Source organism: Devosia sp., from assembly GCF_028290625.1.
Taxonomy (GTDB): domain Bacteria; phylum Pseudomonadota; class Alphaproteobacteria; order Rhizobiales; family Devosiaceae; genus Devosia.
Map to the genome: position 1 here is coordinate 1 of NZ_JAQGJM010000025.1, position 20,658 is coordinate 20,658.

Sequence of the window (20,658 nt, forward strand, 5' to 3'; positions counted from 1 at the left end):
ATATCTCCACAATGGCTGCGGGTTCGCGACGAACGGCCGTGGGGAGTTTGGTGGGAGGGGAATGCGGTCGCGCGATCCCTGGGCCAGCGCGACGTTCGTCATCCCACTCAAAGGATGGCCACGTTCGAGCGGCCAGAAACCCCATCGCATGCGGCGAGACGTTGTCTCGCTTACTACCAAAACCCATGAGGCACGTCTCGCCGCATGCCGCAGTCCTTGTAAAACCGTGAGCCCGTCGGGCCGTGCGGGCGTTTTAACGTGCCCAAACCCTCTCCACGCACACCTCCCATGCGCCGCCCGATCTCGATTAGACTTGCTATTTCAACCGTCTTCCCTCATATCAGCCGCATCGTCACCGGCGCATGGGACCATAATGGGTCCCGATGGCACCACGAATTTGTGACGGACTTCTCTTCTTATCGACCTAAGCGGTGAGCGGCGAAGTCAACCTGAAGCATGCTTCAGGCTTGAGCCAGCACCCGCGCGATATCTCCCTTTTTATCGCCGATGCCCCTGTTGTAACCGCCACCGGCTCAGCCGCTGGCGTTCTGTGCGCTGCTTTGGTTCTGCGCGCAGGACACGCGTCATGTGACGCACGAACCGAAAGAATTCATTTTGTCCGATTTTATCTCCCTCGGCCTGCCGTCAATGCTCACCGATAGCCTCACGGCAAACGGCTTCACCGAGCCTACCAAGATCCAGTTGCAGGCCATTCCGCATTTGCTGGCCGGCAAGGATCTCATGGGCATTGCCCAAACCGGCTCCGGCAAGACCGCAGCCTTCGGCCTGCCGATCCTGGCTGGCCTCCTCACCCTCACCGGCCGTCCGCGGCCGATGACGACCCGTGCCCTCATTCTCGCCCCGACCCGCGAACTGGCCGTCCAGATCGACGAAGCCATCCGCAAGTTCGCCGGCTCCAAGATGGGCCTGTCGACCGTGCTCGTGCTCGGCGGCGTGTCGCGCTACCATCAGGTGCAGCGCATCGCCAAGGGCGTCGACGTCGTCGTTGCGACCCCCGGCCGCCTCAAGGATTTGATGGACGACGGCAAGATCAAGCTCGGCGAAACCCGCTGGCTGGTGCTCGACGAAGCCGACCGCATGCTCGACATGGGCTTCATCGCCCCGGTGCGCCACATCGTCAAGGCGATCGGCATGAAGCGCCAGACCATGCTGTTCTCGGCCACCATGGCCCCCGAAGTTGCCGATCTCGCCAAGACCCTTTTGAGCGATCCGGTCCGCGTCGATGCGCAGGTTGCCGGCTCCACCGTGGTCAAGATCGACCAGCGTGTTATCCTCTCCGGTGCCAAGGCCAAGCGTGGCGTGCTCAACGAGCTGCTGGCCGACGAGAAGGAAGGCATGGAGCGCGTGATCATTTTCGCTCGCACCAAGCACGGCGCCGATCGTGTCGCCAAGAACCTCGAGATCGATGGTCACAAGGCCTCGGCCATCCACGGCAACAAGTCCCAGAACGCCCGTCAGGGCGCGCTCAAGGGCTTTGCGTCGGGTGACGTGCGCATTCTGGTTGCCACCGATATCGCAGCGCGCGGCATCGACGTGCCCGGCATCACCCATGTGGTGAACTACGAGCTGCCCGACGATCCGGAAAACTATGTCCACCGCATCGGCCGGACCGGCCGGAACGGGGCTTCGGGCATTGCCATCACCCTGTGTGACGGCACCGAGCGCGGCAAGCTGCGCGACGTGGAACGCCTGATCCGCCGCACCTTGCCCTATACGGGTGACCTCAGCCTCGCCAACAGCACCGGCGTGGTCGAGGCACCGCGTTCGGCCTACAAGCCGGCATCGGGCCGCCCGGGCCCGCGCAATGCACGCAACCCCAAGGCTGCGCCGCAGGCCGACCGCCGCGCGCCGGCCGAGCGTCGTCCGTTCGCCGAATTCGGCAAGGAAGCTCCGCCGAAGCCAGCGCGCACGCGTCCTGCCGCCGAGGCGCCGCGCGCTCCGCTGCCTGATTCTCAGGTCAATCGCGTTCGCCGCGACATGGAAACTGGCAAGCCTCTCGGCGCCAAGCCGGCCGCCAAGCCGAAGCAGCGCTGGGGCAAGACCCAGAAGGACGCGGCCCGCGACAATGGCCGGTCCAACGCCGATCGCCAGCGCGGTCGCGTAGCGTAAGTTATCCTCATCGACTATGGAGGGCGGCATAATAGCCGCCCTTTTTGTTTTCGGAGAAGCGTGATGACGTCGATTGCGGTGATCGGACCCGGTGCCATCGGTGGTGCGCTGGCAGCTTGGTTGGCGCAAGGTTCGGGCTTCGACATTACCCTGTGCGCTCGCACGCCCCTCGGTGACCTGCGCGTCGAGACGCCCAGCGACGGTACGATCACTGCGTCACCGCTGGTGTTGACTGATCCGGCCAGTGCGAAGCCGGTTGACTGGGTGCTGGTGTGCACCAAGACCTACGATGTCGACTCGATAAAGCCGTGGCTCGATCACCTGGTCGGCAGCCAGACGCGGGTCGCCATTGTCCAGAACGGCGTCGAGCACGTCAAATTGTTCGCCCATCTCGTGGCACCGGAGCGGATCGTGCCGGTGATGATCAACCTGCCGGCGGCCCGCACTGCACCGGGCCGGATCGTCCAGCACCGGGAGGGTGTCATCGCTGTTCCCGCCGGGCGCGATGGTGAGGATTTTGTGGCGCTGTTCGCCAAGACGAAGATCAGGGCGGTGGCCGATCCCGATTTCGTCTCGCAGATCTGGGTCAAGCTGGCCGGCAATTGCGCGGCGATCGTTCCTAGCCTGACCTTGCGGGCCACGGGACCGGTTTGGGGCGAAGGGCTGGAAGCCATCGTGCGCGGATTGGTTGAGGAATGCGCCGCTGTAGGCCGCGCCGAGGGCGCCCAAATTCCCTCCAGCATAGTCGAAGAGGTGCTCGAGCGCTTCCGCACTATGCCCGAGGGGGCATCGGGCGGTTCTCTTCATGCCGACCGGCTGGCAGGGAACCCAATGGAAATCGATGCCCGCAACGGCGTCATCGTCCGGCTTGGCCGCCAGCGTGGCATCCCGACCCCGATGAACGCATTGCTGGTGACTTTGCTCGGGGCCTCGGGCAGTCCGTGGGTGACGGCGTAGGGATTAGGCAGCGATATGCCACACCCACCGGCCTTCCCGCGGGCTGGACCCGCGGGCCTCTCATCGCTTGTGCCGTGTGGAGAGTGGCCCGCGGGTCAAGCCCGCGGGAAGGGCGGTGGTCCATCCTCTCCCTATCTCCCTTCCGGGAAGGGCCGTTTGGTTTTGTGTGCAGCCTAGCCCACCGAAGCCAGATACAAAACATCCCGCAACGGTCCGTTGCCTTGCTGCGTATCCGGGCTCAATCGCGCCAGATAGCTGTTGGCCCAATTGTCCACGCTGTAGAGCCGCGCCGCGTCCATCAGCGCATGCCAGCGCTCCTGGCGCTCATCCAGCCCCATCTCCAGCGCCAGCCGCAAGGCTTCCGCCGTCTCGTCGGTGTCGAACGGATTGACCAGCAGCGCATCGGGGAAAATCTCGGCCGCGCCGGCGAAGCGCGACAGCACCAGTACGCCGGGATCGGCCGGGTTCTGCGAGGCGACATATTCATGTGCCACCAGGTTCATGCCATCGCGCAAAGGCGTCACCAGTCCAACCCGCGCCAGCCGATACAGGCCCGCGAGACTCGGTTGCCCATAGGCGCGTTTGACATAGGTCAGCGGCGCCCAGTCCGGTTCGGCAAAGCGCCCCATGACGTGACCGCACATGGCGTCCAGCGTGTCGCTGGTTTCCTGGTATTCCTTGATGCTGTCGCGCGACGGCGGCGCCACCTGCAGCAGATGAACCAGCCGGCGGAACTGCGGATTGTTAGCCAACAGCTTCTCATAGGCCTCGACGCGCTGCGGCAGGCCCTTGGAATAATCCAGCCGGTCGACCCCCAGGATCAGCCGCTGATCGTCCATCGCGCGCTGCATGCGCTTGATCATCTTGTTCGCCGCCGGGCTGGTGGACAGCTTGGCAAAAGCGTCGGGGTCCGAACCGATCGGGAAGACCGCGATTTCGGTCTGCGAGAAATCCACCGCCTCGAGCGGCCCATCCGACAACGACGACGGCGATTGGTGATCGGCAAAATCGTTGAACGCCGCCACGTCGCGCTGCGCCTGCAGGCCGACCAAGTTATAGCGCGACAGGTCGCGCATCAGTTCATTGTGGTGCGGAATGGCATAAAGCGCATCGGTGGTGGGGAAGGGGATGTGGAGGTAAAAACCGATCCGGTTGCGGGCGCCGAGATGGCGCAATTCGGTCGCCAGCGGGATCAGGTGATAATCATGCACCCAGATCACGTCGTCGGGCTGCAAATGCGGCAACAGCGCCTTGGCGAACTGGGTATTGACCCGTCGATAGGCCTCATACCAAGGCGCCTCGATGGTGGCGAGGTCCAGCCGCAGGTGAAAACTCGGCCACAGGATCGAATTGGAAAACCCCGCATAGTAGCCGCGGTGGTCCTCCTTGGTCAGGTCCAGCTTGCCGACACTGAGCCCGTCGATATCCTCGAATACGGCATCAGCCGACGGTTTTTCCGTCAGCTTGCCGGACCAGCCAAACCAGAAGCCTTCGCGTTCGGCCAAGGTCTTGCGCAGGGCGACGGCCAAGCCCCCCGCCGCCGGGTCGCGTCCCGGCGTGCGGTTCGAAACGATGATCAGCCTACTCATGCTTGCCCCCAAGCGAACCTAATGCATCTGTTCTTCGGCGAGCCGGTCACGTTCGGCGATGTCGCCAAGCCCGCGCAGCAGCGCCAGCACCGAGGCGACGTTGGCTATGCGCATCCGTGCGGAGGTCTCGCCATCACCCAGTTTGATGCCGACGCCACCCAGTTCCTGGGCGGCGATGAAGCCGTCCTCGTCGGTGGTATCGTCGCCAATAAAGATCGGCGTGCGGCCAATAAACGGCTCCTCGGTCATGAAGGCGCGCAGCGCCGAGCCCTTGCTCACGCCACGCGGACGGGCCTCGAACACCATTTTGCCGGGTACCAGGGTGAACTCGGGAACGCCGCCAATGGCTTCTTCCATCGCCACGCGGCACATGGCTTCAAGCTCGGGCGCCTGGCGGAAATGCAGCGCCACCGCGCCATCCTTGGCTTCCATCAGCAGGCCCGAATGGGCCATCACCAGCGGCTCGACCGCATGGGCGATTTCCTCGGCGCCAATGGTGGACGCAGCGTCAGGCCCCTCCACCGTGCCATCGGCTCGGCGGCGCTGGGTGCCATGCGCGCCCGCCACCGGCAGGATCAGCGGCGACAGGTATCGGTCGATGTCGTCGATTTCGCGCCCGGTCAGCACCGCAAAGGCGCTGTCGAGTTCGCGGGCAGCGCGTTCCAGCGCCTGGGGCAGGGTATCGGGGACGTCGATTTCGTCGGGGGTATCGGCGATTTCCACCAGCGTGCCGTCGAAGTCGGTGAAAATTGCCAGGCGGGTGGCCGCAATATGGGCTGCGGCGTGATTGATCTCGGACATGGACTGGGCCTTTGGTTAGCCGAACTCTGCACGCTCAACGTTCCAGCAGCGCAATGGTTCGGCTATGGCAGCCATGCGCCAGGCGGGAAGAGATGAACGAAAGATAAATGCGGCATTCGAGGGCCATTCAAATGGCGGGCGCTATCAAGGCGCCAACACCGCAATTCGAGACCGAAATCAAATGCCGCCGATGCTGTTCACCGCCCTGATCGGGCTGATCTTCAACCTGTTCTTCGCCGGCGTCCTGCCGGAGCAGAGCCAGGCTGGCGCCTTCAAGCTGAAGACCGCCATCAGCATCGACGTCGCTAACCGCTAAACTGGGGGATATCCAAATGACACAAGTTTTTCTCACCGTCCTGTTCGTCCTGGCCATGAGCATGCTGACCTTCGCCGCCTCGCTCGCCGAAAGCCCTGGCAATGCCTTGACCGCGCCGATCACGCTGCATGAATGACGATCACGCTGCACGGCTGAAGTATTCGGCTTTTAGCTATGCATCCCCACCCACCGCACTTCCCGCGGACTTGATCCGCGGGCCACTGGCCGCTTGTGCCATGCCGATAGAGGCCCGCGGATCAAGTCCGCGGGAAGGATAGTGGAAGGGCAGGCTCAGCTAAACGGTTACTGCAAAACACGGCTTGTTTATGCGAGCGGAATGCCCTTGCTTCCCTTGTCCTGCTGATAGGCGGCGGACAGGTCGGCATAAAGCGCATTGAGATCATCGACGCGGGCCACCAGTTCCTCCTTGTGACCCCGATCCAGGCTGGCAATCATCTGCACGATATTATGGCTGGTCCAATATTGATTGGTCCGGTTGTAGAGCGGGCGATCCGGCGGAACCGCGTCGGTCTCGGGGTCAGCCACCGCGTAGACCGCCTTCAAGATCTGGATGTCATACGGGATCGCGAAGCTGTCGCGGCTGTCCTCGTGGCTGAACAAATAGTAGAAGTTGTCGAACCCCGACCAGGTGATCCCCGACAGGCACAGCGAGCAGGGCTCGTGCGTGGCGAGGAACAGACAGTCCTTCACCTCGGGCCGTTTATCCCCGGGCAGTTCAAAGAAGCGCTTAATGGCATGCATTTCGCCATGCCAGAGGGGGTTTTCGATTTCGTTGTTTGTTTCCGCCACCACCACCGACAGGTCGGATTTATGCAGGATCGCGGCGCCAAACAGCTTGTTGCCGCGCGCCACGCCCTTGCGAGTCACCGGCGCTATATCGGTTTCGATGACGTCGAGCAGGCGCGAAATCAGTTCAGGCCTATCCATGCGGTCCCCTTGTGCCATGCACAGGTTAGCAAGACCGCTCCGGTTTGCCTATTGCCGCATCAGCCGCACCAGCGGGTTGCCATCGACATCGAGCAGGTAGAGCGTGTGGTCGGCCAGCTCATAGCTGGAGGTGGCTTCCAGCGCGGCGAAATAGTCGGCCTCCTGCTGCATCACCGGCAAATCGCAGGCCATGCGGGTGCCCGCAACGGGGCCGAAACGCAATGCGGGCCCGTCGAACATGGCCTCGGTGAAATAGCTGTTGCAACCGCCATTGCCACCGGCGCGGCGATCGGGCGCGATGGAGAGCGACACCTCGGTGGCTTCATGCACCGCATGGCCATTGATATTGCGGACCTGCCAGATGGTGTCGAACAAAGCTGCGGTGACTTCGAGTTCGCCAATGGCCGGCACCGGTTCGGGCTCGGGCGATGGCGGCGGTGGATCGAAATTGACCAGGATCATCGTGGGCAGCGGCAGCGCCGGATCGACCGGCACGGGAGTGCGGTTGCGGAACAGCGGCACGCCGCCGGACCGAATTTCGGCTATCAGGCCATAGGCCTGGTCATCCTGGATGGCATCGCTGCGCAAGTCGAGCACGAATTGCAGCGGCACCTGGCCGGGCGCCTCGATCAGCGCTGTGGCGCCGATGGCATGCGGCGCGCCATTGGCGTCGAGCGAGACCAGCGTGACGGTCAGGTCGGCGTCAGGGGGCAGGGCGATGCGCTCGCGATAGGTGACTTCGCCGGTGAAGGTGATCTGGTCGACCGCCAAGGCTGGCCCCAGCGAGAGGGCCGTAGCCAGTAGTATCGCGCCAACCGTCCAGATTTTACGCGAAAACATCGCTCACTCCTGCCGCCGTCCGTCGTCAGAGAACGCATAAACTAGAGTAAAGTGCCCAGATTTTCGAGAGACGCGGCCGAATATTCGCGGGGCAAGGTAAAGACGCTCAGGCGTGCCGGACCAGATAGGGCGTGGCAAAACTGTGTTCTTCGAGGTTATTGCCATCGCCGCCGCGATCAATAACGATGAAATCGGAAGCCGCTCCCAGCGGCGTCAAAACTCCGTGCCACGTATTCATTGCGATATTGACGCCCTGGCCCGGCACCGTGAGAAACGCCCGTGGCGTCGTTGGCACACCGGACAAATCCTCTGCCACAACGACCAAGAATGGGCGATCCGACAGCGGATAAAATGCCTGGCTGCCGAGCGGATGGCGTTCGACCAGCTTCAGGGTCAGCGGCAATTCATAAGGCTGGCCGCGAAAGATCGAGATCAGCGGTCGCGCATGCACCCCGCCAAGCTCGACCCGGGCGAGATCGTGATAGCGCTCGGTCATGCCGCCATTGATCGGATAGTGGTTGGCGCCCGCCATTTCGATGACCTGTCCGAATGGCGAAAACGCCTCGGCGGTCAGCGGCTCGATCAGGATGGTGCTCACTTGAGGACGCCGCCCAGCTTCATGTGGCGGTTGACGTCCTTATAGAGCAGGTAGCGGAACCGGCCCGGCCCGCCCGCGTAACAGGCCTGCGGGCAGAAGGCGCGCAGCCACATGAAATCGCCGGCCTCGACTTCGACCCAGTCGCGATTGAGCCGATAGACCGCCTTGCCTTCCAGCACATAGAGCCCGTGCTCCATGACATGGGTTTCCTCGAACGGGATCGAGGCGCCCGGCTCCAGGGTCACGATATTGACGTGCATGTCGTGGCGCAGATCCTGCGGATCGACGAAACGGGTTGTGCCCCAAGTGTTGGCCGTATCGGGCATCCAGATGATCGGCTCGTCCTGCTCGTTGGCGACGAAGGCGGGCGGGGTCTCGATGCCCTCGACCGCCTCATAGCGCTTGCGCACCCAATGAAACCGCACCGGCTCAGTACCCTTGTTGAACAGCGTCCAGACGCAACTGGGCGGCAGGAAAGCGTAACCGCCGGGCTTGAGCAGATGCGCCTTGCCGTCGATCGTCAGGTTGGCTTGCCCGGTGACCACGAACAGTACGCCTTCGGCAGTCTTGTCCGGCTCCGGCTGCGCACTGCCCCCACCAGGAAAAACCTCCATGATGTATTGCGAGAAGGTCTCGGAAAATCCCGACATCGGCCGGGCGATGACCCAGGCCCGGGTCTCGGTCCAATGCGGCAGATAGCTGGTGACGATATCGCGCATGACGCCATGCGGAATGACCGCATAGGCCTCGGTGAACACGGCGCGCCCTGCATGCAGGGCAGTCTGCGGTGGAAGGCCGGCGCTGGGGGAGGCGTAGGGAGGGTTGGCCATTAGCTCTTCGGGGTCCAGGAATCTTGCCCCAACACTAGAACCTTCAATGGCTTGAGGCCAAGACAGAATTAGTCCGCTGGCGTCTCCACCAAGCGCTTGAGCTTGCTCAACATGGAACTCGCATAGGCGGCATAAGGGCCGATCCAGCGCTCGTGAATGGCGTGGATCGGTAGCGCGTCGAGATGGTTCCAGCGCTCGCGGCCCCGGCGTTCCGCCACGATCAGCCCGGCCTCTTCCAGTACCTTAAGATGCTGCATCACGGTGCAGCGGTCCAGCTCCGGCATCAGCTCGCATAGCATCCCGGTGGTGCGCGGTTCGCTCTTGAGCAGATCGAGCAGATGGCGGCGCGAGCGATGGCTCAGTGCCTTGAAAATCGCATCGTTTTCGTCTTCGGTTGACATGTTATAAATCTATAACATATGCTAGTTGCAGTCAAGCAAGAGGAGATGACAATGGCCTATGAATTCAGCGTAAGCGGCCGCATCGCCAAGCCGGTTTCCGAGGTGTTCGAGGCGGTGGCCGATCCCAAGCAGCTATCAGGTTACTTCACTACCGCCGGTGCAGTCGGGCGGCTGGAAACCGGCGCTACGGTCACTTGGGACTTCGCCGATTTCCCCGGCGCCTTCCCGGTGACGATCGAGCGCGTGGTCAAAGACAAGGAAATCGTGCTGCATTGGGATGCAGCGTCGGATGGCGGGCCGGCCTACCAGACCACTGTCACCATGAGTTTCGAGGCGCTGGACGACGGGCGTACCCTGGTGCGCATTTCGGAAGCCGGCTGGCACGAAAACGCCGCCTCGCTCAAAGCCTCCTTCGGCAATTGCGAAGGCTGGACCGGCATGTTGTGCGCGCTCAAAATCTACATCGAGCACGGCATCAATCTGCGCGATGGATTCTACAAATAACGGAGTGACGCGTTAAGTACCCGTTAGCGTTACCGAATCCGTAAGATTTGGCTGGCATGATAAAGGCATGTATGAGTACCAGACCCATCATGAGTTCGCGCCGCACGGCTGGGTGAAACACCACCTGCCATGGCTCGCCATCTTTGCCTTCGTCTTCGGCCTGATCCAGGACGGGGACGAACACGAAGCCAAGGACAGCGACGCGTTTTTCGGCTGAGGCCGCCGAGGCCTCAGCTGCCACCTCGGCTCGCGCCGGGATGAGTGCGCGTGGGCGTAACTACCCCAATAAACCCTCTACCCGCAGCAATGCGATCCGTTCCACCTGCGCACAGGCCGTGGCAAACTCCTCCTCCGCATCATTGCTCAGCCGCGTCTCGAACGCCGCCAGTATCGACGCCTTGGTGTTGTCCTTGACCGCGATGATGAACGGGAAGCCGAATTTCTCCACATAGGCGGTGTTGAGCCGGGTAAATGCCTCGCGCTCGTCGTCGGTCAGCGCATCCAGCCCCGCCGAAGCCTGTTCGGCGGCAGAGGCCTCGGTCAGCCGCTTGGCGGCGGCCAGCTTGCTGGCCAAATCCGGATGGGCGCGCAGTACAGCGAAGCGTTCCTCGATGCTGGCCATGCGGAACTGCGTGCGCAGCGCAAAATGCAGGCCGATGGCGGTGTCGTTGGATGGCCCCAGCTCACCGCTCCAGGCGCGCTCGGCGATCCAGTGCGAATGCTCGAAGATCGAGCCGAACTTGTTCACGAACTCAGCTTTTTCGAGCTGCGAGGGGATCAGCGTCGGCGCCTGATACGGATGCTCCCTGGCCCAGTGGCGCGCGATATCGATGCGAGTGGGCACCCACACCTTGTCGTGGCCGGCAATGTAATCGAGGAATTTCTGCAGCCCCATGACGCGGCCCGGCTGCCCGACCAGGCGGCAATGCAGCCCGATCGACATCATCTTCGGGCTGCCCGCCTTGCCCTCGGCATAGAGGCAATCGAAACTGTCCTTGAGGAACTGGAAATATTCCTCGCCATTGTCGAAGCCCGACGCGGTGACGAAGCGCATGTCGTTAGCACTGAGCGTATAGGGGATGATCAGTTGTGGGCGGCCCTGATGGACACGCCAATAGGGCAGGTCATCGTCATAGGTGTCCGACACATATTCGAAGCCGCCTTCCTCCGACACCAGGTCGACGGTGTTCAGCGAACAGCGGCCCGTATACCAGCCGGTGGGCCGCGATCCCGTGGCGATAGTGTGCAGCCGGACCGCCTCGGCGATCTGCTCGCGCTCCACTTCGGGCGGCATGTCCTTGTGCTCGACCCATTTATAGCCGTGGCTGGCAATCTCCCAGCCGGCCTCCTGCATGGCCGCTAACTGGTTGGGCGCACGCATCAGCGCCGTGGCGACGCCATAAATGGTCAGCGGCAGGTTCCGCTCGGTGAACAGCCGGTGCAGCCGCCAAAATCCGGCGCGGGCCCCGTATTCGTACATCGACTCGATGTTCCAGTGCCGCAGCCCTGGCCAGGGCGCCGCCCCCACCACATCGGCCAGGAACGCCTCGGACCCCGAATCGCCATGCAGGATATTGTTTTCCCCGCCCTCTTCGTAGTTCAGCACGAATTGCACGGCCACATGGGCGCCGTCGGGCCAGTTGGCCTGCGGTGGGTTAGGACCATAGCCGACCATGTCGCGGGGATAACGCATTTTTTGTCTCGCTTGCAGTTCGCTCCGAGTCTACCCGTTGCGGCCGCCACGGCAAGATGCACAAAAATGGACCATCTGGTAAAAATTAGGCGAAATCCCTCTTGGCCTGCTCGCCAATTGCGATAGTCTCGCAGTTCGGGGACCACAGACGGAAAGCAGCGAATGGCGGGTTCAGGACGCCTGACGACACACGTACTCGATACCATGCATGGCAAGCCGGCCCGCGGCATGCGGCTGGATTTGCTGTTCGTGCATGGGGATCACACCCACCACATCAGCGAAGGCTATACCAATGCCGATGGCCGCGTGGACCAGCCCTTGCTGGACGCGGACCAGTTCCAACATGGCATTTACGAAATCCATTTCCATGTCGGCCAGTATTTTGAGCGCCTTGGCGTCGAGCTGGAGAATCCATTCCTCGACGTGGTGCCAGTGCGCTTCGAAATCAGCGCCGACAGCCACTATCATGTGCCGCTGCTGGTCAGCCCCTTCGCCTATTCGACATACAGGGGCAGCTAGATGGTCGCGATCAGCCACGCCGTCCGCTTCATCCTCAATGACGAGGAAATCGCGCTCACCGATGTGGCCGCGGACGCGACGCTGCTCGATTATCTGCGCCTGACAAAACGCCTGCGCGGCTCCAAGGAAGGCTGCGCCGAGGGCGATTGTGGGGCCTGCACCGTGCTGGTCGGCCGCCTGATGGGCGACGAAATCATCTACGACTCGGTCACCGCCTGCATCCGCTTCGTCGGCAGCCTGCACGGCACCCATGTGGTCACTGTCGAGCATCTGGCCGCAAAGGACGGCACGTTGCATCCGGTGCAGCAGGCCATGGTCGACCATCACGGCAGCCAATGCGGCTTCTGCACGCCGGGCTTCGTCATGAGCCTCTATGGCCTCTGGATGCGCGATCCCAATCCGACTCAGCCCGCCATCGAAAAGGCCCTGCAGGGCAATCTCTGCCGCTGCACCGGCTATGCCCCCATCATCCGCGCCGCCAAGGCGATCTCGTCCTATGGCGCGCCCGAGGCCGATCCGCTGCGCGCCGAACGCATCGCGCTCAAGGCCCGCATAACCGCGCTGAACGATGGCTCGCGCGTCGAAATCGGCGACAGCATCATCATTCCCGCCAGCCTCGACGATTTCGCCACCGTCTATGAAGTCAATCCCAAGGCGACCATCGTCGCTGGCTCGACCGATGTGGGGCTCTGGGTCACCAAATTCATGCGCGATATCAGCCCGGTGATCTTCATCGGCAATCTGCAGGAGCTCAAGCGCATCGCCGAAAACGACAGTGAGCTGCGCTATTATGCCGGCGTGTCCTACTCCGAGGCCATGCCGACGCTGACGACGTATTTCCCGCAACTCGCCGAACTATGGGACCGCATTGCTGGCGAGCAGATCCGCAATATGGGCACCATCGGCGGCAATATCGCCAATGGCTCGCCCATCGGCGATACCCCGCCGCCCTTGATTGCGCTCGGCGCCAAGCTGCATTTGCGGCGTGGCGAGCACCGCCGCGAGATCAAGCTCGAGGACTATTTCCTCGCCTATGGCAAGCAGGACCGCCAACCGGGCGAGTTCGTCGAAAGCGTCACCATTCCGCATTTGCCGGCCGGCGAACAATTCGCCACCTACAAGATCTCCAAGCGTCGCGAGGAGGACATTTCTGCCCTCTGCGGCGCCTTCCGCGTCTTCGTCAACGATACCGGAACCGTCGGCATGGTCCGCATCGCCTTTGGCGGCATGGCGGCAACGCCCAAGCGCGCCAAGGCCGTCGAAGCCGCGCTCGTCGGGAAGCCCTGGACGCTGGACACGATCGACGCCGCCATTGCGGCCTTCGCCGAAGACTACCAGCCCATTTCCGATATGCGGGCCAGCGCCGAATACCGCTTCACCGTCGCGCAAAACCTGCTGCGTCGGTTCTTCCTCGAAACCACCGGCCAGGGCACGCGGCTAACGCGCGAGGTGGCATGATGGTGGTGTTGAACAAACCTTTCAGTCGTCACCCTTCTCCCCTTGCGGGAGAAGGTGCCCGAAGGGCGGATGAGGGGTTTCTTTCTTCCGCCGCGGAAACATGGGCGAGCGCAGTACCCCTCACCCTGACTTTTCTGCTGAACGCAGAAAAGTCGGTCCCTCTCCCGCAAGGGGAGAGGGGAGGTCCGGAGGCGGGGAATTTCCCATGAACAAGCACCCAACCATCGCCCGTTCGACGCTCCACTCCTCCAGCCGCCACGACAGCGGCCCCAAACACGTCGCCGGTGTCGCCGAATACATCGACGATATCGTCGAGCCCGAAGGCACCATGCATGCCTATCTGGCGCTCTCCACCAGGGCCCATGCCGAAATCGTCGCCATCGACTACACGGCGGTCAAATCCGCTCCCGGCGTCATCGGCGTGCTGACCGCCGATGATATCCTGGGCGAAAACGACGTCAGCCCCAGCCACCAGCATGACGAGCCGATCTTCGCCATCGGCAAAGTTCATTTCTGGGGCCAGCCTATCTTTGCGGTGATTGCCGAGACCCGCGATCTCGCCCGCCGCGCCGCCCACTTGGCCAAGGTCGAATACCGCGACCTGCCGCACGCTATCGATGTACGCGCCGCGCAGGCCGCCGGCGGCAAGCTGGTCACCGAGCCGCTTAAGCTGGAACGCGGCGATGTCGAAGCCGGTCTCGCTTCGTCTCCGCGCCGCCTCAAGGGCAGCGTCGTCATCGGCGGGCAGGACCACTTCTATCTCGAAGGCCAGATCGCCCTCGCCATCCCCGGCGAGGACGAGGATGTGACCGTGTTTTCGTCCACCCAGCATCCCAGCGAAGTCCAGCTCATGGTCGCGCACGCGCTGGGCATTCACCAGCATGCTGTGACGGTCAATGTGCGCCGCATGGGCGGTGGTTTTGGCGGCAAGGAAACCCAGGGCAACCTGTTTGCCGCCGTCGCCGCCATCGCTGCCAAAAAGTGGCACCGCGCCTGCAAAATCCGCCCCGATCGGGACGATGACATGACCGCTACCGGCAAGCGCCACGATTTCGTGGTCGATTACGATGTCGGCTTCGATGACCACGGTAGAATCCACGCGGTCGACGCCATCTACGGCGCCCGCGCCGGCTTCTCGTCCGACCTCAGCGGCCCTGTCACCGATCGCGCTCTGTTCCATTGCGACAATGCCTATTGGTATCCCGCGGTCCGCGCCGTCTCGCAGCCGCTCTATACCAACACGGTCTCCAACACCGCGTTTCGCGGCTTCGGCGGCCCGCAGGGCATGATGGCGGCCGAGCGCTGGATCGAGAATATCGCCTACACTCTCGGCAAGGATCCGCTCGAGATCCGCAAGGCCAATTTCTACGGCACCGACACCAACAATATCACGCCCTATCACCAGACCATCGGCGACAACATCGTCCACCGTATCGTCGATGAGTTGGAAACCTCGTCCGATTATCAGGCCCGCCGCCAGGCCGTGCTGGCCTTCAACGCGGCCAGTGCCGTCCTCAAAAAGGGCATCGCGCTGACGCCGGTCAAGTTCGGCATTTCCTTCACCGCCACCTGGTTCAACCAGGCCGGCGCGCTGGTGCATGTCTATCGCGATGGCTCGATCCATCTGAGCCATGGCGGCACCGAAATGGGGCAGGGGCTTTATATCAAGGTGGCGCAGGTGCTGGCCGATGCCTTCGGCGTCGGGCTCGACGCCGTCAAGATCATGGCGACGACGACCGGCAAGGTGCCCAACACATCCGCCACCGCCGCCTCGTCCGGCTCCGATCTCAACGGCATGGCGGCCTATGACGCCGCCCGCCAGATCAAGGAACGGCTGGTCGTCCACGCCGCCAAACTCTACCAGTGCGACGAAGCCGAAGTGCTTTGGGTGCCGGGCGGCATCCAGGCCGGCGATCAATTCGTGCCGTTCGACGAACTGGTGGCTTCGGCCTATCTCAACCGCGTCCAGCTCTCCGCCGCCGGCTTCTACCAGACGCCGACAATCCACTGGGACCGCGCGACTGGCCGCGGCCATCCGTTCTACTATTTCGCCTATGGGGCATCGGTTTCGGAGGTCACCATCGATACGCTGACCGGCGAATACATCGTCGATCGCGTCGATATCCTGCACGATGTCGGCAAGTCGCTGAACCCGGCTATCGATATCGGCCAGGTCGAAGGCGGCTTCATCCAGGGCATGGGCTGGCTCACCACCGAGGAGCTGGTGTGGGACGACAAGGGCCAATTGCGCACCAAGGCGCCCTCGACCTACAAAATCCCCGTCGCCTCGGACGTGCCACCGATTTTCACCGTCAAACTGGCCGAATGGTCGATCAATGCCGAGCCCACCATCGGCCGCTCCAAAGCGGTCGGCGAGCCACCCCTGATGCTGGCGATGAGCGTGGTCGAGGCGCTGTCGATGGCGGTGGCATCGGTTGCCGAATATAAAATTGCACCAAACCTCGATACGCCGGTGACGCCCGAGCGGGTGTTGATGGGATGCGAGAGATTGAAGCGGGAGGCGAGGGGTTGAGCTTGGCGCTTGCTGCCTCACCCCCACCTAACCTCCCCCTGATAGGGGGAGGAACACCATCGTTTGCTTGTCGCGATCTGGTTCCAACCACAGTCCGGCTCCTTCCCCTGTCAGGGGGAGGTTGGGTGGGGGGGCTGGCTATGCGCGAGGCCACCTCATGACTCTCCGCACCCCAACCCTCACCACCTTTCTCACCCAAAACCCCGACGCGATCGCCGCCGAGCTCACCTCCGTCCGTGGCTCGTCGCCCCGCGAGCAGGGCACCTTCATGCTGGTGGGCCGCACCACCATTTTCGGCACCATCGGCGGTGGCGCGCTCGAATACATGGTCATCGACCACGCCCGCCGCCTGATCGCCAATGGCCAGGCGACCGACGCGATGGACGTCCCCCTCGGCCCCGAAATCGGCCAATGCTGCGGCGGCCGCGTCGGCGTCAGCCTGCGCTATGCCGATGTCGCTTTGCGCGAAGAGCTTGCCGAGCGCATTGCCGCCGAAGACGAAGCCCAGACCCACGTCTATATCTTCGGCGCCGGCAATGTCGGCGGTGCACTTGCCCGTATGCTGGCGCTGCTGCCGGTCCATGCTCATGTGGTCGATACCCGCAGCGACGAACTCATTGGTCTGCCGGAAAACGTCGATGCCCGCGCCGTGCCGATGCCCGAAGCCGTGGTCCGCAATGCCCCCCAGGGCAGCGCCTACGTCATCCTCACCCACGACCATGCGCTCGATTTCATGATCGCCTTCGAAGCCCTCCAGCGCCTAGATAGTCCCTATGTCGGCATGGTCGGTTCGCGCACCAAACGGGCGCGGTTTGCCTCCTGGTATCGGGCCGAAGGCGGCGACGAGGCCGCACTGGAGCGACTGGTCCTGCCCATCGGTAACCATGGGCTTGGGGATAAACGACCCGAGGTGATTGCGGCACTGGCGGCGGCAGAAATTATGGTCCACATTGGCCGCCGGGAAGCTCGATCTGTGCAGGCGCAAGGCACCAGGAAACTGGGAGCCATACATGGACGCTAGTATGCCGCATCGGCTTGAACTCATCGGCATCACCAAGCGTTTCCCCGGCGTCCTCGCCAACGACAATGTCAGCTTTTCGGTCAAGCCCGGCGAAATCCACGCTCTCCTGGGTGAAAATGGCGCCGGCAAATCCACCCTGGTCAAGATGATCTACGGCATCATGCAGCCCGATGCCGGCGAGATCGTCTGGGACGGGCAGCGCACCGTCGTCGCCAATCCCAAGGCCGCCCGCGCGCTCGGCATCGGCATGGTGTTCCAGCATTTCTCGCTGTTCGAAGCCCTGACCGTGCTGGAAAACATCGCGCTGGGCATGGATGCCAAAATCCCCGCCCGCGAGCTCGAAGCGCGCATCCGCGCCGTGATGACCCAATATGGGCTGCTGCTCGATCCGCATCGCACCGTCGCGACCCTGTCGGTGGGCGAACGCCAGCGTATCGAGATCGTGCGCGCACTGCTGCTCGATCCCAAACTGCTGATCATGGACGAGCCCACTTCGGTGCTGACCCCGCAGGAAGTCGAGCAATTGTTCGACGTGCTGCGCAAGCTTGCGGCGGGCGGCTGTTCCATCCTCTACATTTCCCACAAGCTGCATGAAATCAAAGCCTTGTGCGACACCGCGACGATCCTGCGCGGCGGCAAGCTGGTCGATACCTGCGATCCGAAAGCCGAAACCTCGCGCTCCATGGCCGAGAAGATGATCGGCGCTGGCCTCAAGGACATCGTGCGTGCGCCGGGGCGGACCATGGGCCTGCCCAAGCTCGTGGTTTCCCGGCTTTCGACCAAAAAATCGGGTCATTTCGACGTGCCGGTCGATAGCGTCAGCTTTGTCGTCAAAGCCGGCGAAATCTTCGGCATTGCGGGGGTGGCGGGCAATGGCCAGAACGCGCTGCTCGATGCGCTCTCCGGCGAAATTCTCGGCGAGGACAAGGATGCCATCACTATCGACGGCTTTCCACTCGGCCTGCTCGATACCACCGGCCGCCGCCGCCATGGTCTCTGTGCCGTGCCCGAGGAGCGCAACGGCCACGCCGCGGTGGGCGATTTCACGCTTTCCGACAACTCCATCCTGACCGCCCGCAACCGGCTCGGCATGGTGGTGCTCGGGCTGATCAATTCCGGGGCAGCCAAGACCTATACGGGCAAGGTGATCACCGATTTCGCGGTTAAGGCGCTGGGCCCCAGCTCCACCGCCGGCTCGCTCTCGGGCGGCAATCTGCAAAAGTACATCATGGGCCGCGAAATCCTGCAGCGTCCCACCGTGCTGGTGGTCAGCCAGCCGACGTGGGGCGTCGATGCCGGCGCCGCGGCCGCCATCCACCAGGCGCTGGTCGATCTGGCGGCCGAAGGCTCGGCCATCGTCGTCATCAGCCAGGATCTCGATGAGCTGTTGGCGCTGTGCGATACGCTGGCGGTGATCAATGCCGGGCAATTGTCCGATGCCCAAAAGGTCGGTGAGATATCGGTGGAAGAGATTGGCCTGCTGATGGGTGGCGTGCACGGAACGAGCGAGGCGCGTGATGCAATTCCGGCTTGAGAAGCGCGCCGAACCCAGCCGCTTCATGCTCTATGCCACGCCGGTCGGCGCGGTGATCCTGACCATGATTGTGGGCGCCATCATCTTCTCACTGATCGGCTATGACGGCATCGGCGCGGTGCGCGAAGTGTTCCTGACCCCGCTGACTAACGCCTATAAATGGCAGGATCTCGGCATCAAGGCTGCGCCGTTGATCATCATAGGCACCGGCCTGTCCATCGCCTACCGCGCCAACGTCTGGAACATCGGCGCTGAGGGGCAATATGTGGTTGGCGCGCTCGCCGGCACCTGGGTGGCGCTCGCCACCTATACGATGAGCGGGCCGTGGATTCTGCCGTTGATGATCCTGGCCGGTGTGGTCGGTGGTGCGCTTTATGCGGCTATCCCCGCGCTGCTCAAGACGCGGCTCAACGTCAATGAAATCCTGACCAGCCTGATGCTGACCTACGCGTCGATCCAGTTGATCTACTACCTGATCCGCGCCCAGTGGAAGGACCCGATGGGGATCGGCTTTCCGCAGACGCGCCGGTTCGCCGAGTCAGCCCAGCTGCCCACCGTCATCCCCCATACCATCGTGCATCTGGGCGTGCCGATCGCCATCGTGGTGGCGCTAGTGGCGTGGTTCATCATGTCGCGCTCAGTGTTCGGCTATCGCATGCGCGTCGTCGGCGCCGCGCCCCACGCCGCGCGCTATGGCGGGTTCAGCGAAAACAAGACCATCTGGCTGGCCATGCTGGTCAGCGGCGGGCTGGCGGGCCTCGCCGGCGTGCTCGAAGTCGCCGGCCCGTTCCAGCGCATGGTGCCAGGCTTTGCCACCGGCTATGGCTTCACCGCCATCATCGTGGCCTTTCTCGGCCGGCTCAATCCGCTCGGCGTGATTTTTGCCGGCATTGTGCTGGCCATCACCTTCGTCGGCGGCGAAGTGGCGCAAACCACCATCAAGCTGCCCGATGCCGCCACCGGCATTTTCCAGGCCATGGTGCTGTTCTTCCTACTCGCGGGCGACCTGTTGGTCCGCTACCGCATCCGCCGCGTCGTCACGACGCCCGCCGGAGCCGCATGATGGAGATGCTCATCCCCATCATCGTCACCCTGGTCGGCGCAGCGACACCCATCCTGATCGCGGCGCTTGGTGAACTGGTTGCCGAGAAAAGCGGCGTGCTTAACCTTGGCGTCGAAGGCATGATGCTGGTCGGCGCCATCGCAGGGTTCGTGGCGCAGTTCTATACCGGCAATCCCTATTTGGCCCTGCTCTGCGGCGCTTTTGCCGGCGCGGCGGTATCGCTGATCTTCGCCTTCCTCACGCTCAGCCTCTCTGCCAACCAGACCGCAACCGGCCTGGCTCTGACGATTTTCGGCACCGGCCTGTCGGCCCTTGCCGGCGCGCCCTACTCGGCCAAACCCATCGCGCTGATGCAGCCGCTGTTCCCGGACATGCTCGCCCGCGACCCATTCTGGCGGGTATTCTTCGGCTATTCGTTCCCGGTCTATTTCTCCTTCATCATGGTGGCCGCCATCTGGTGGTTCCTCAAGCGCACCCGCTCCGGGCTGATCCTGCGCGCTGTCGGCGAGAACGATCATTCGGCCCATTCCATCGGCTATTCGGTGACCGGCGTGCGCTATGCTGCGGTCGTTTTCGGTGGCGCCATGGCGGGCATTGCCGGGGCCTGCTTCCCGCTGCTGCTCACCCCGCAATGGGCCGAAAGCATGACTGCCGGCCGTGGCTGGATCGCCGTGGCTTTGGTGGTGTTCGCCTCGTGGCGGCCGCTTCGCCTGCTGGCCGGCGCGTATCTCTTCGGCCTCGTCATGACCATGGAGCTTTACGCCAAGGCCGGCGGCGGCGTGCTGGCGGTCATTCCGTCCGAGCTGTGGGCTGCTTTGCCCTACCTCGCCACCATCGTCGTGCTGGTGCTGATTTCGATCCGGCGCGATGCTTCCACCAATGCTCCGGCCTGCCTCGGCAAGCCGTTCATGCCTACCAATTGA

General features: G+C 63.1%; 20 protein-coding genes. 12 read left to right on the forward strand and 8 right to left on the reverse strand.

Annotated features, from left to right (window positions below):
• Positions 1-648: 648 nt before the first annotated feature.
• The gene (locus JWR51_RS13880; RefSeq protein ID WP_299748546.1) at positions 649-2,130 is read left to right on the forward strand and encodes a DEAD/DEAH box helicase; all 1,482 of its coding nucleotides are present in this window, start codon (positions 649-651) and stop codon (positions 2,128-2,130) included.
• Positions 2,131-2,193: 63 nt separating this feature from the next.
• Complete coding sequence (locus JWR51_RS13885; RefSeq protein ID WP_299748383.1) at positions 2,194-3,087, forward strand: 2-dehydropantoate 2-reductase; 894 nt, start codon at positions 2,194-2,196, stop codon at positions 3,085-3,087.
• Between the two features lie 173 nt (positions 3,088-3,260).
• Here JWR51_RS13885 and JWR51_RS13890 read toward each other — a convergent pair whose 3' ends face one another.
• Complete coding sequence (locus JWR51_RS13890) at positions 3,261-4,676, reverse strand: trehalose-6-phosphate synthase (RefSeq protein WP_299748385.1); 1,416 nt, start codon at positions 4,674-4,676, stop codon at positions 3,261-3,263.
• Between the two features lie 18 nt (positions 4,677-4,694).
• Positions 4,695-5,477 (reverse strand): trehalose-phosphatase, encoded by a 783-nt coding sequence (gene otsB / locus JWR51_RS13895; RefSeq protein WP_299748387.1) that lies wholly within the window; start codon positions 5,475-5,477, stop codon positions 4,695-4,697.
• Positions 5,478-5,658: 181 nt separating this feature from the next.
• Here otsB and JWR51_RS13900 point away from each other — a divergent pair, with 181 nt between their 5' ends.
• Positions 5,659-5,793: a hypothetical protein gene (locus JWR51_RS13900; protein ID WP_299748390.1), complete on the forward strand. Its 135-nt coding sequence runs from the start codon at positions 5,659-5,661 to the stop codon at positions 5,791-5,793.
• 324 nt (positions 5,794-6,117) lie between these two features.
• Here JWR51_RS13900 and JWR51_RS13905 read toward each other — a convergent pair whose 3' ends face one another.
• The 5 genes from JWR51_RS13905 to JWR51_RS13925 all read right to left on the reverse strand — a co-directional run bounded on the left by JWR51_RS13905 (position 6,118) and on the right by JWR51_RS13925 (position 9,410).
• The gene (locus tag JWR51_RS13905) at positions 6,118-6,741 is read right to left on the reverse strand and encodes a nucleoside deaminase (RefSeq protein WP_299748393.1); all 624 of its coding nucleotides are present in this window, start codon (positions 6,739-6,741) and stop codon (positions 6,118-6,120) included.
• Positions 6,742-6,789: 48 nt separating this feature from the next.
• The gene (locus JWR51_RS13910) at positions 6,790-7,581 is read right to left on the reverse strand and encodes an META domain-containing protein (protein WP_299748396.1); all 792 of its coding nucleotides are present in this window, start codon (positions 7,579-7,581) and stop codon (positions 6,790-6,792) included.
• A gap of 106 nt (positions 7,582-7,687) precedes the next feature.
• Positions 7,688-8,179 carry an ureidoglycolate lyase gene (locus JWR51_RS13915; protein ID WP_299748398.1) on the reverse strand — a complete coding sequence of 164 codons (492 nt, stop codon included), beginning with the start codon at positions 8,177-8,179 and terminating at the stop codon, positions 7,688-7,690.
• A complete protein-coding gene (locus tag JWR51_RS13920) occupies positions 8,176-9,009 on the reverse strand; it encodes a bifunctional allantoicase/(S)-ureidoglycine aminohydrolase (RefSeq protein ID WP_299748401.1) in 834 nt (277 codons plus the stop codon). The genes JWR51_RS13915 and JWR51_RS13920 overlap by 4 nt, the downstream gene beginning before the upstream one ends.
• Positions 9,010-9,077: 68 nt before the next feature.
• Positions 9,078-9,410, reverse strand: a complete 333-nt coding sequence (locus tag JWR51_RS13925) for a metalloregulator ArsR/SmtB family transcription factor (RefSeq protein WP_299748404.1) — start codon at positions 9,408-9,410, stop codon at positions 9,078-9,080.
• Positions 9,411-9,461: 51 nt separating this feature from the next.
• Here JWR51_RS13925 and JWR51_RS13930 point away from each other — a divergent pair, with 51 nt between their 5' ends.
• Together JWR51_RS13930 and JWR51_RS13935 are read left to right on the forward strand one after the other, a co-directional pair.
• Complete coding sequence (locus JWR51_RS13930; protein ID WP_299748407.1) at positions 9,462-9,914, forward strand: SRPBCC family protein; 453 nt, start codon at positions 9,462-9,464, stop codon at positions 9,912-9,914.
• A gap of 67 nt (positions 9,915-9,981) precedes the next feature.
• On the forward strand, positions 9,982-10,131 hold the full coding sequence (locus JWR51_RS13935; protein ID WP_299748410.1) for a hypothetical protein: 150 nt from the start codon (positions 9,982-9,984) through the stop codon (positions 10,129-10,131).
• A 60-nt stretch (positions 10,132-10,191) separates the two neighbouring features.
• Here the strand turns inward: JWR51_RS13935 and puuE are convergent, their stop codons facing one another.
• Positions 10,192-11,607 (reverse strand): allantoinase PuuE, encoded by a 1,416-nt coding sequence (gene puuE, locus JWR51_RS13940; protein ID WP_299748413.1) that lies wholly within the window; start codon positions 11,605-11,607, stop codon positions 10,192-10,194.
• A gap of 162 nt (positions 11,608-11,769) precedes the next feature.
• Between puuE and uraH the strand changes: the two genes are divergently transcribed.
• From uraH to JWR51_RS13975, 7 genes are all read left to right on the forward strand, one after another.
• Positions 11,770-12,126, forward strand: a complete 357-nt coding sequence (gene uraH / locus JWR51_RS13945) for a hydroxyisourate hydrolase (RefSeq protein WP_299748415.1) — start codon at positions 11,770-11,772, stop codon at positions 12,124-12,126.
• Positions 12,127-13,584 (forward strand): xanthine dehydrogenase small subunit, encoded by a 1,458-nt coding sequence (xdhA, locus tag JWR51_RS13950; RefSeq protein WP_299748418.1) that lies wholly within the window; start codon positions 12,127-12,129, stop codon positions 13,582-13,584. It begins immediately after the preceding gene.
• A 205-nt stretch (positions 13,585-13,789) separates the two neighbouring features.
• Positions 13,790-16,117, forward strand: coding sequence for a xanthine dehydrogenase molybdopterin binding subunit (gene xdhB / locus JWR51_RS13955; protein ID WP_299748420.1), 2,328 nt, complete (start codon positions 13,790-13,792; stop codon positions 16,115-16,117).
• 157 nt (positions 16,118-16,274) lie between these two features.
• Positions 16,275-17,138 carry a xanthine dehydrogenase accessory protein XdhC gene (gene xdhC, locus JWR51_RS13960; RefSeq protein ID WP_299748423.1) on the forward strand — a complete coding sequence of 288 codons (864 nt, stop codon included), beginning with the start codon at positions 16,275-16,277 and terminating at the stop codon, positions 17,136-17,138.
• Positions 17,128-18,672 (forward strand): ABC transporter ATP-binding protein, encoded by a 1,545-nt coding sequence (locus tag JWR51_RS13965; RefSeq protein WP_299748426.1) that lies wholly within the window; start codon positions 17,128-17,130, stop codon positions 18,670-18,672. Before xdhC ends, JWR51_RS13965 begins: the two co-directional genes overlap by 11 nt.
• On the forward strand, positions 18,656-19,735 hold the full coding sequence (locus JWR51_RS13970) for an ABC transporter permease (RefSeq protein WP_299748429.1): 1,080 nt from the start codon (positions 18,656-18,658) through the stop codon (positions 19,733-19,735). The genes JWR51_RS13965 and JWR51_RS13970 overlap by 17 nt, the downstream gene beginning before the upstream one ends.
• Positions 19,732-20,658, forward strand: a complete 927-nt coding sequence (locus JWR51_RS13975) for an ABC transporter permease (protein ID WP_299748432.1) — start codon at positions 19,732-19,734, stop codon at positions 20,656-20,658. The genes JWR51_RS13970 and JWR51_RS13975 overlap by 4 nt, the downstream gene beginning before the upstream one ends.

What these genes read in the sequence shown, in the direction of transcription:
- JWR51_RS13900 (WP_299748390.1), top strand. Translation starts at nt 5,659, where the DNA reads ATGCCGCCGATGCTGTTCACCGCCCTGATCGGGCTGATCTTCAACCTG.
- JWR51_RS13910 (WP_299748396.1), bottom strand. Translation starts at nt 7,581, where the DNA reads ATGTTTTCGCGTAAAATCTGGACGGTTGGCGCGATACTACTGGCTACG.
- JWR51_RS13905 (WP_299748393.1), bottom strand. Translation starts at nt 6,741, where the DNA reads ATGGATAGGCCTGAACTGATTTCGCGCCTGCTCGACGTCATCGAAACC.
- puuE (WP_299748413.1), bottom strand. Translation starts at nt 11,607, where the DNA reads ATGCGTTATCCCCGCGACATGGTCGGCTATGGTCCTAACCCACCGCAG.
- JWR51_RS13920 (WP_299748401.1), bottom strand. Translation starts at nt 9,009, where the DNA reads ATGGCCAACCCTCCCTACGCCTCCCCCAGCGCCGGCCTTCCACCGCAG.
- JWR51_RS13965 (WP_299748426.1), top strand. Translation starts at nt 17,128, where the DNA reads ATGGACGCTAGTATGCCGCATCGGCTTGAACTCATCGGCATCACCAAG.
- uraH (WP_299748415.1), top strand. Translation starts at nt 11,770, where the DNA reads ATGGCGGGTTCAGGACGCCTGACGACACACGTACTCGATACCATGCAT.
- JWR51_RS13970 (WP_299748429.1), top strand. Translation starts at nt 18,656, where the DNA reads ATGCAATTCCGGCTTGAGAAGCGCGCCGAACCCAGCCGCTTCATGCTC.
- JWR51_RS13890 (WP_299748385.1), bottom strand. Translation starts at nt 4,676, where the DNA reads ATGAGTAGGCTGATCATCGTTTCGAACCGCACGCCGGGACGCGACCCG.
- JWR51_RS13935 (WP_299748410.1), top strand. Translation starts at nt 9,982, where the DNA reads ATGTATGAGTACCAGACCCATCATGAGTTCGCGCCGCACGGCTGGGTG.
- JWR51_RS13975 (WP_299748432.1), top strand. Translation starts at nt 19,732, where the DNA reads ATGATGGAGATGCTCATCCCCATCATCGTCACCCTGGTCGGCGCAGCG.
- otsB (WP_299748387.1), bottom strand. Translation starts at nt 5,477, where the DNA reads ATGTCCGAGATCAATCACGCCGCAGCCCATATTGCGGCCACCCGCCTG.
- JWR51_RS13885 (WP_299748383.1), top strand. Translation starts at nt 2,194, where the DNA reads ATGACGTCGATTGCGGTGATCGGACCCGGTGCCATCGGTGGTGCGCTG.
- xdhC (WP_299748423.1), top strand. Translation starts at nt 16,275, where the DNA reads ATGACTCTCCGCACCCCAACCCTCACCACCTTTCTCACCCAAAACCCC.
- xdhB (WP_299748420.1), top strand. Translation starts at nt 13,790, where the DNA reads ATGAACAAGCACCCAACCATCGCCCGTTCGACGCTCCACTCCTCCAGC.
- JWR51_RS13930 (WP_299748407.1), top strand. Translation starts at nt 9,462, where the DNA reads ATGGCCTATGAATTCAGCGTAAGCGGCCGCATCGCCAAGCCGGTTTCC.
- JWR51_RS13880 (WP_299748546.1), top strand. Translation starts at nt 649, where the DNA reads ATGCTCACCGATAGCCTCACGGCAAACGGCTTCACCGAGCCTACCAAG.
- JWR51_RS13925 (WP_299748404.1), bottom strand. Translation starts at nt 9,410, where the DNA reads ATGTCAACCGAAGACGAAAACGATGCGATTTTCAAGGCACTGAGCCAT.
- xdhA (WP_299748418.1), top strand. Translation starts at nt 12,127, where the DNA reads ATGGTCGCGATCAGCCACGCCGTCCGCTTCATCCTCAATGACGAGGAA.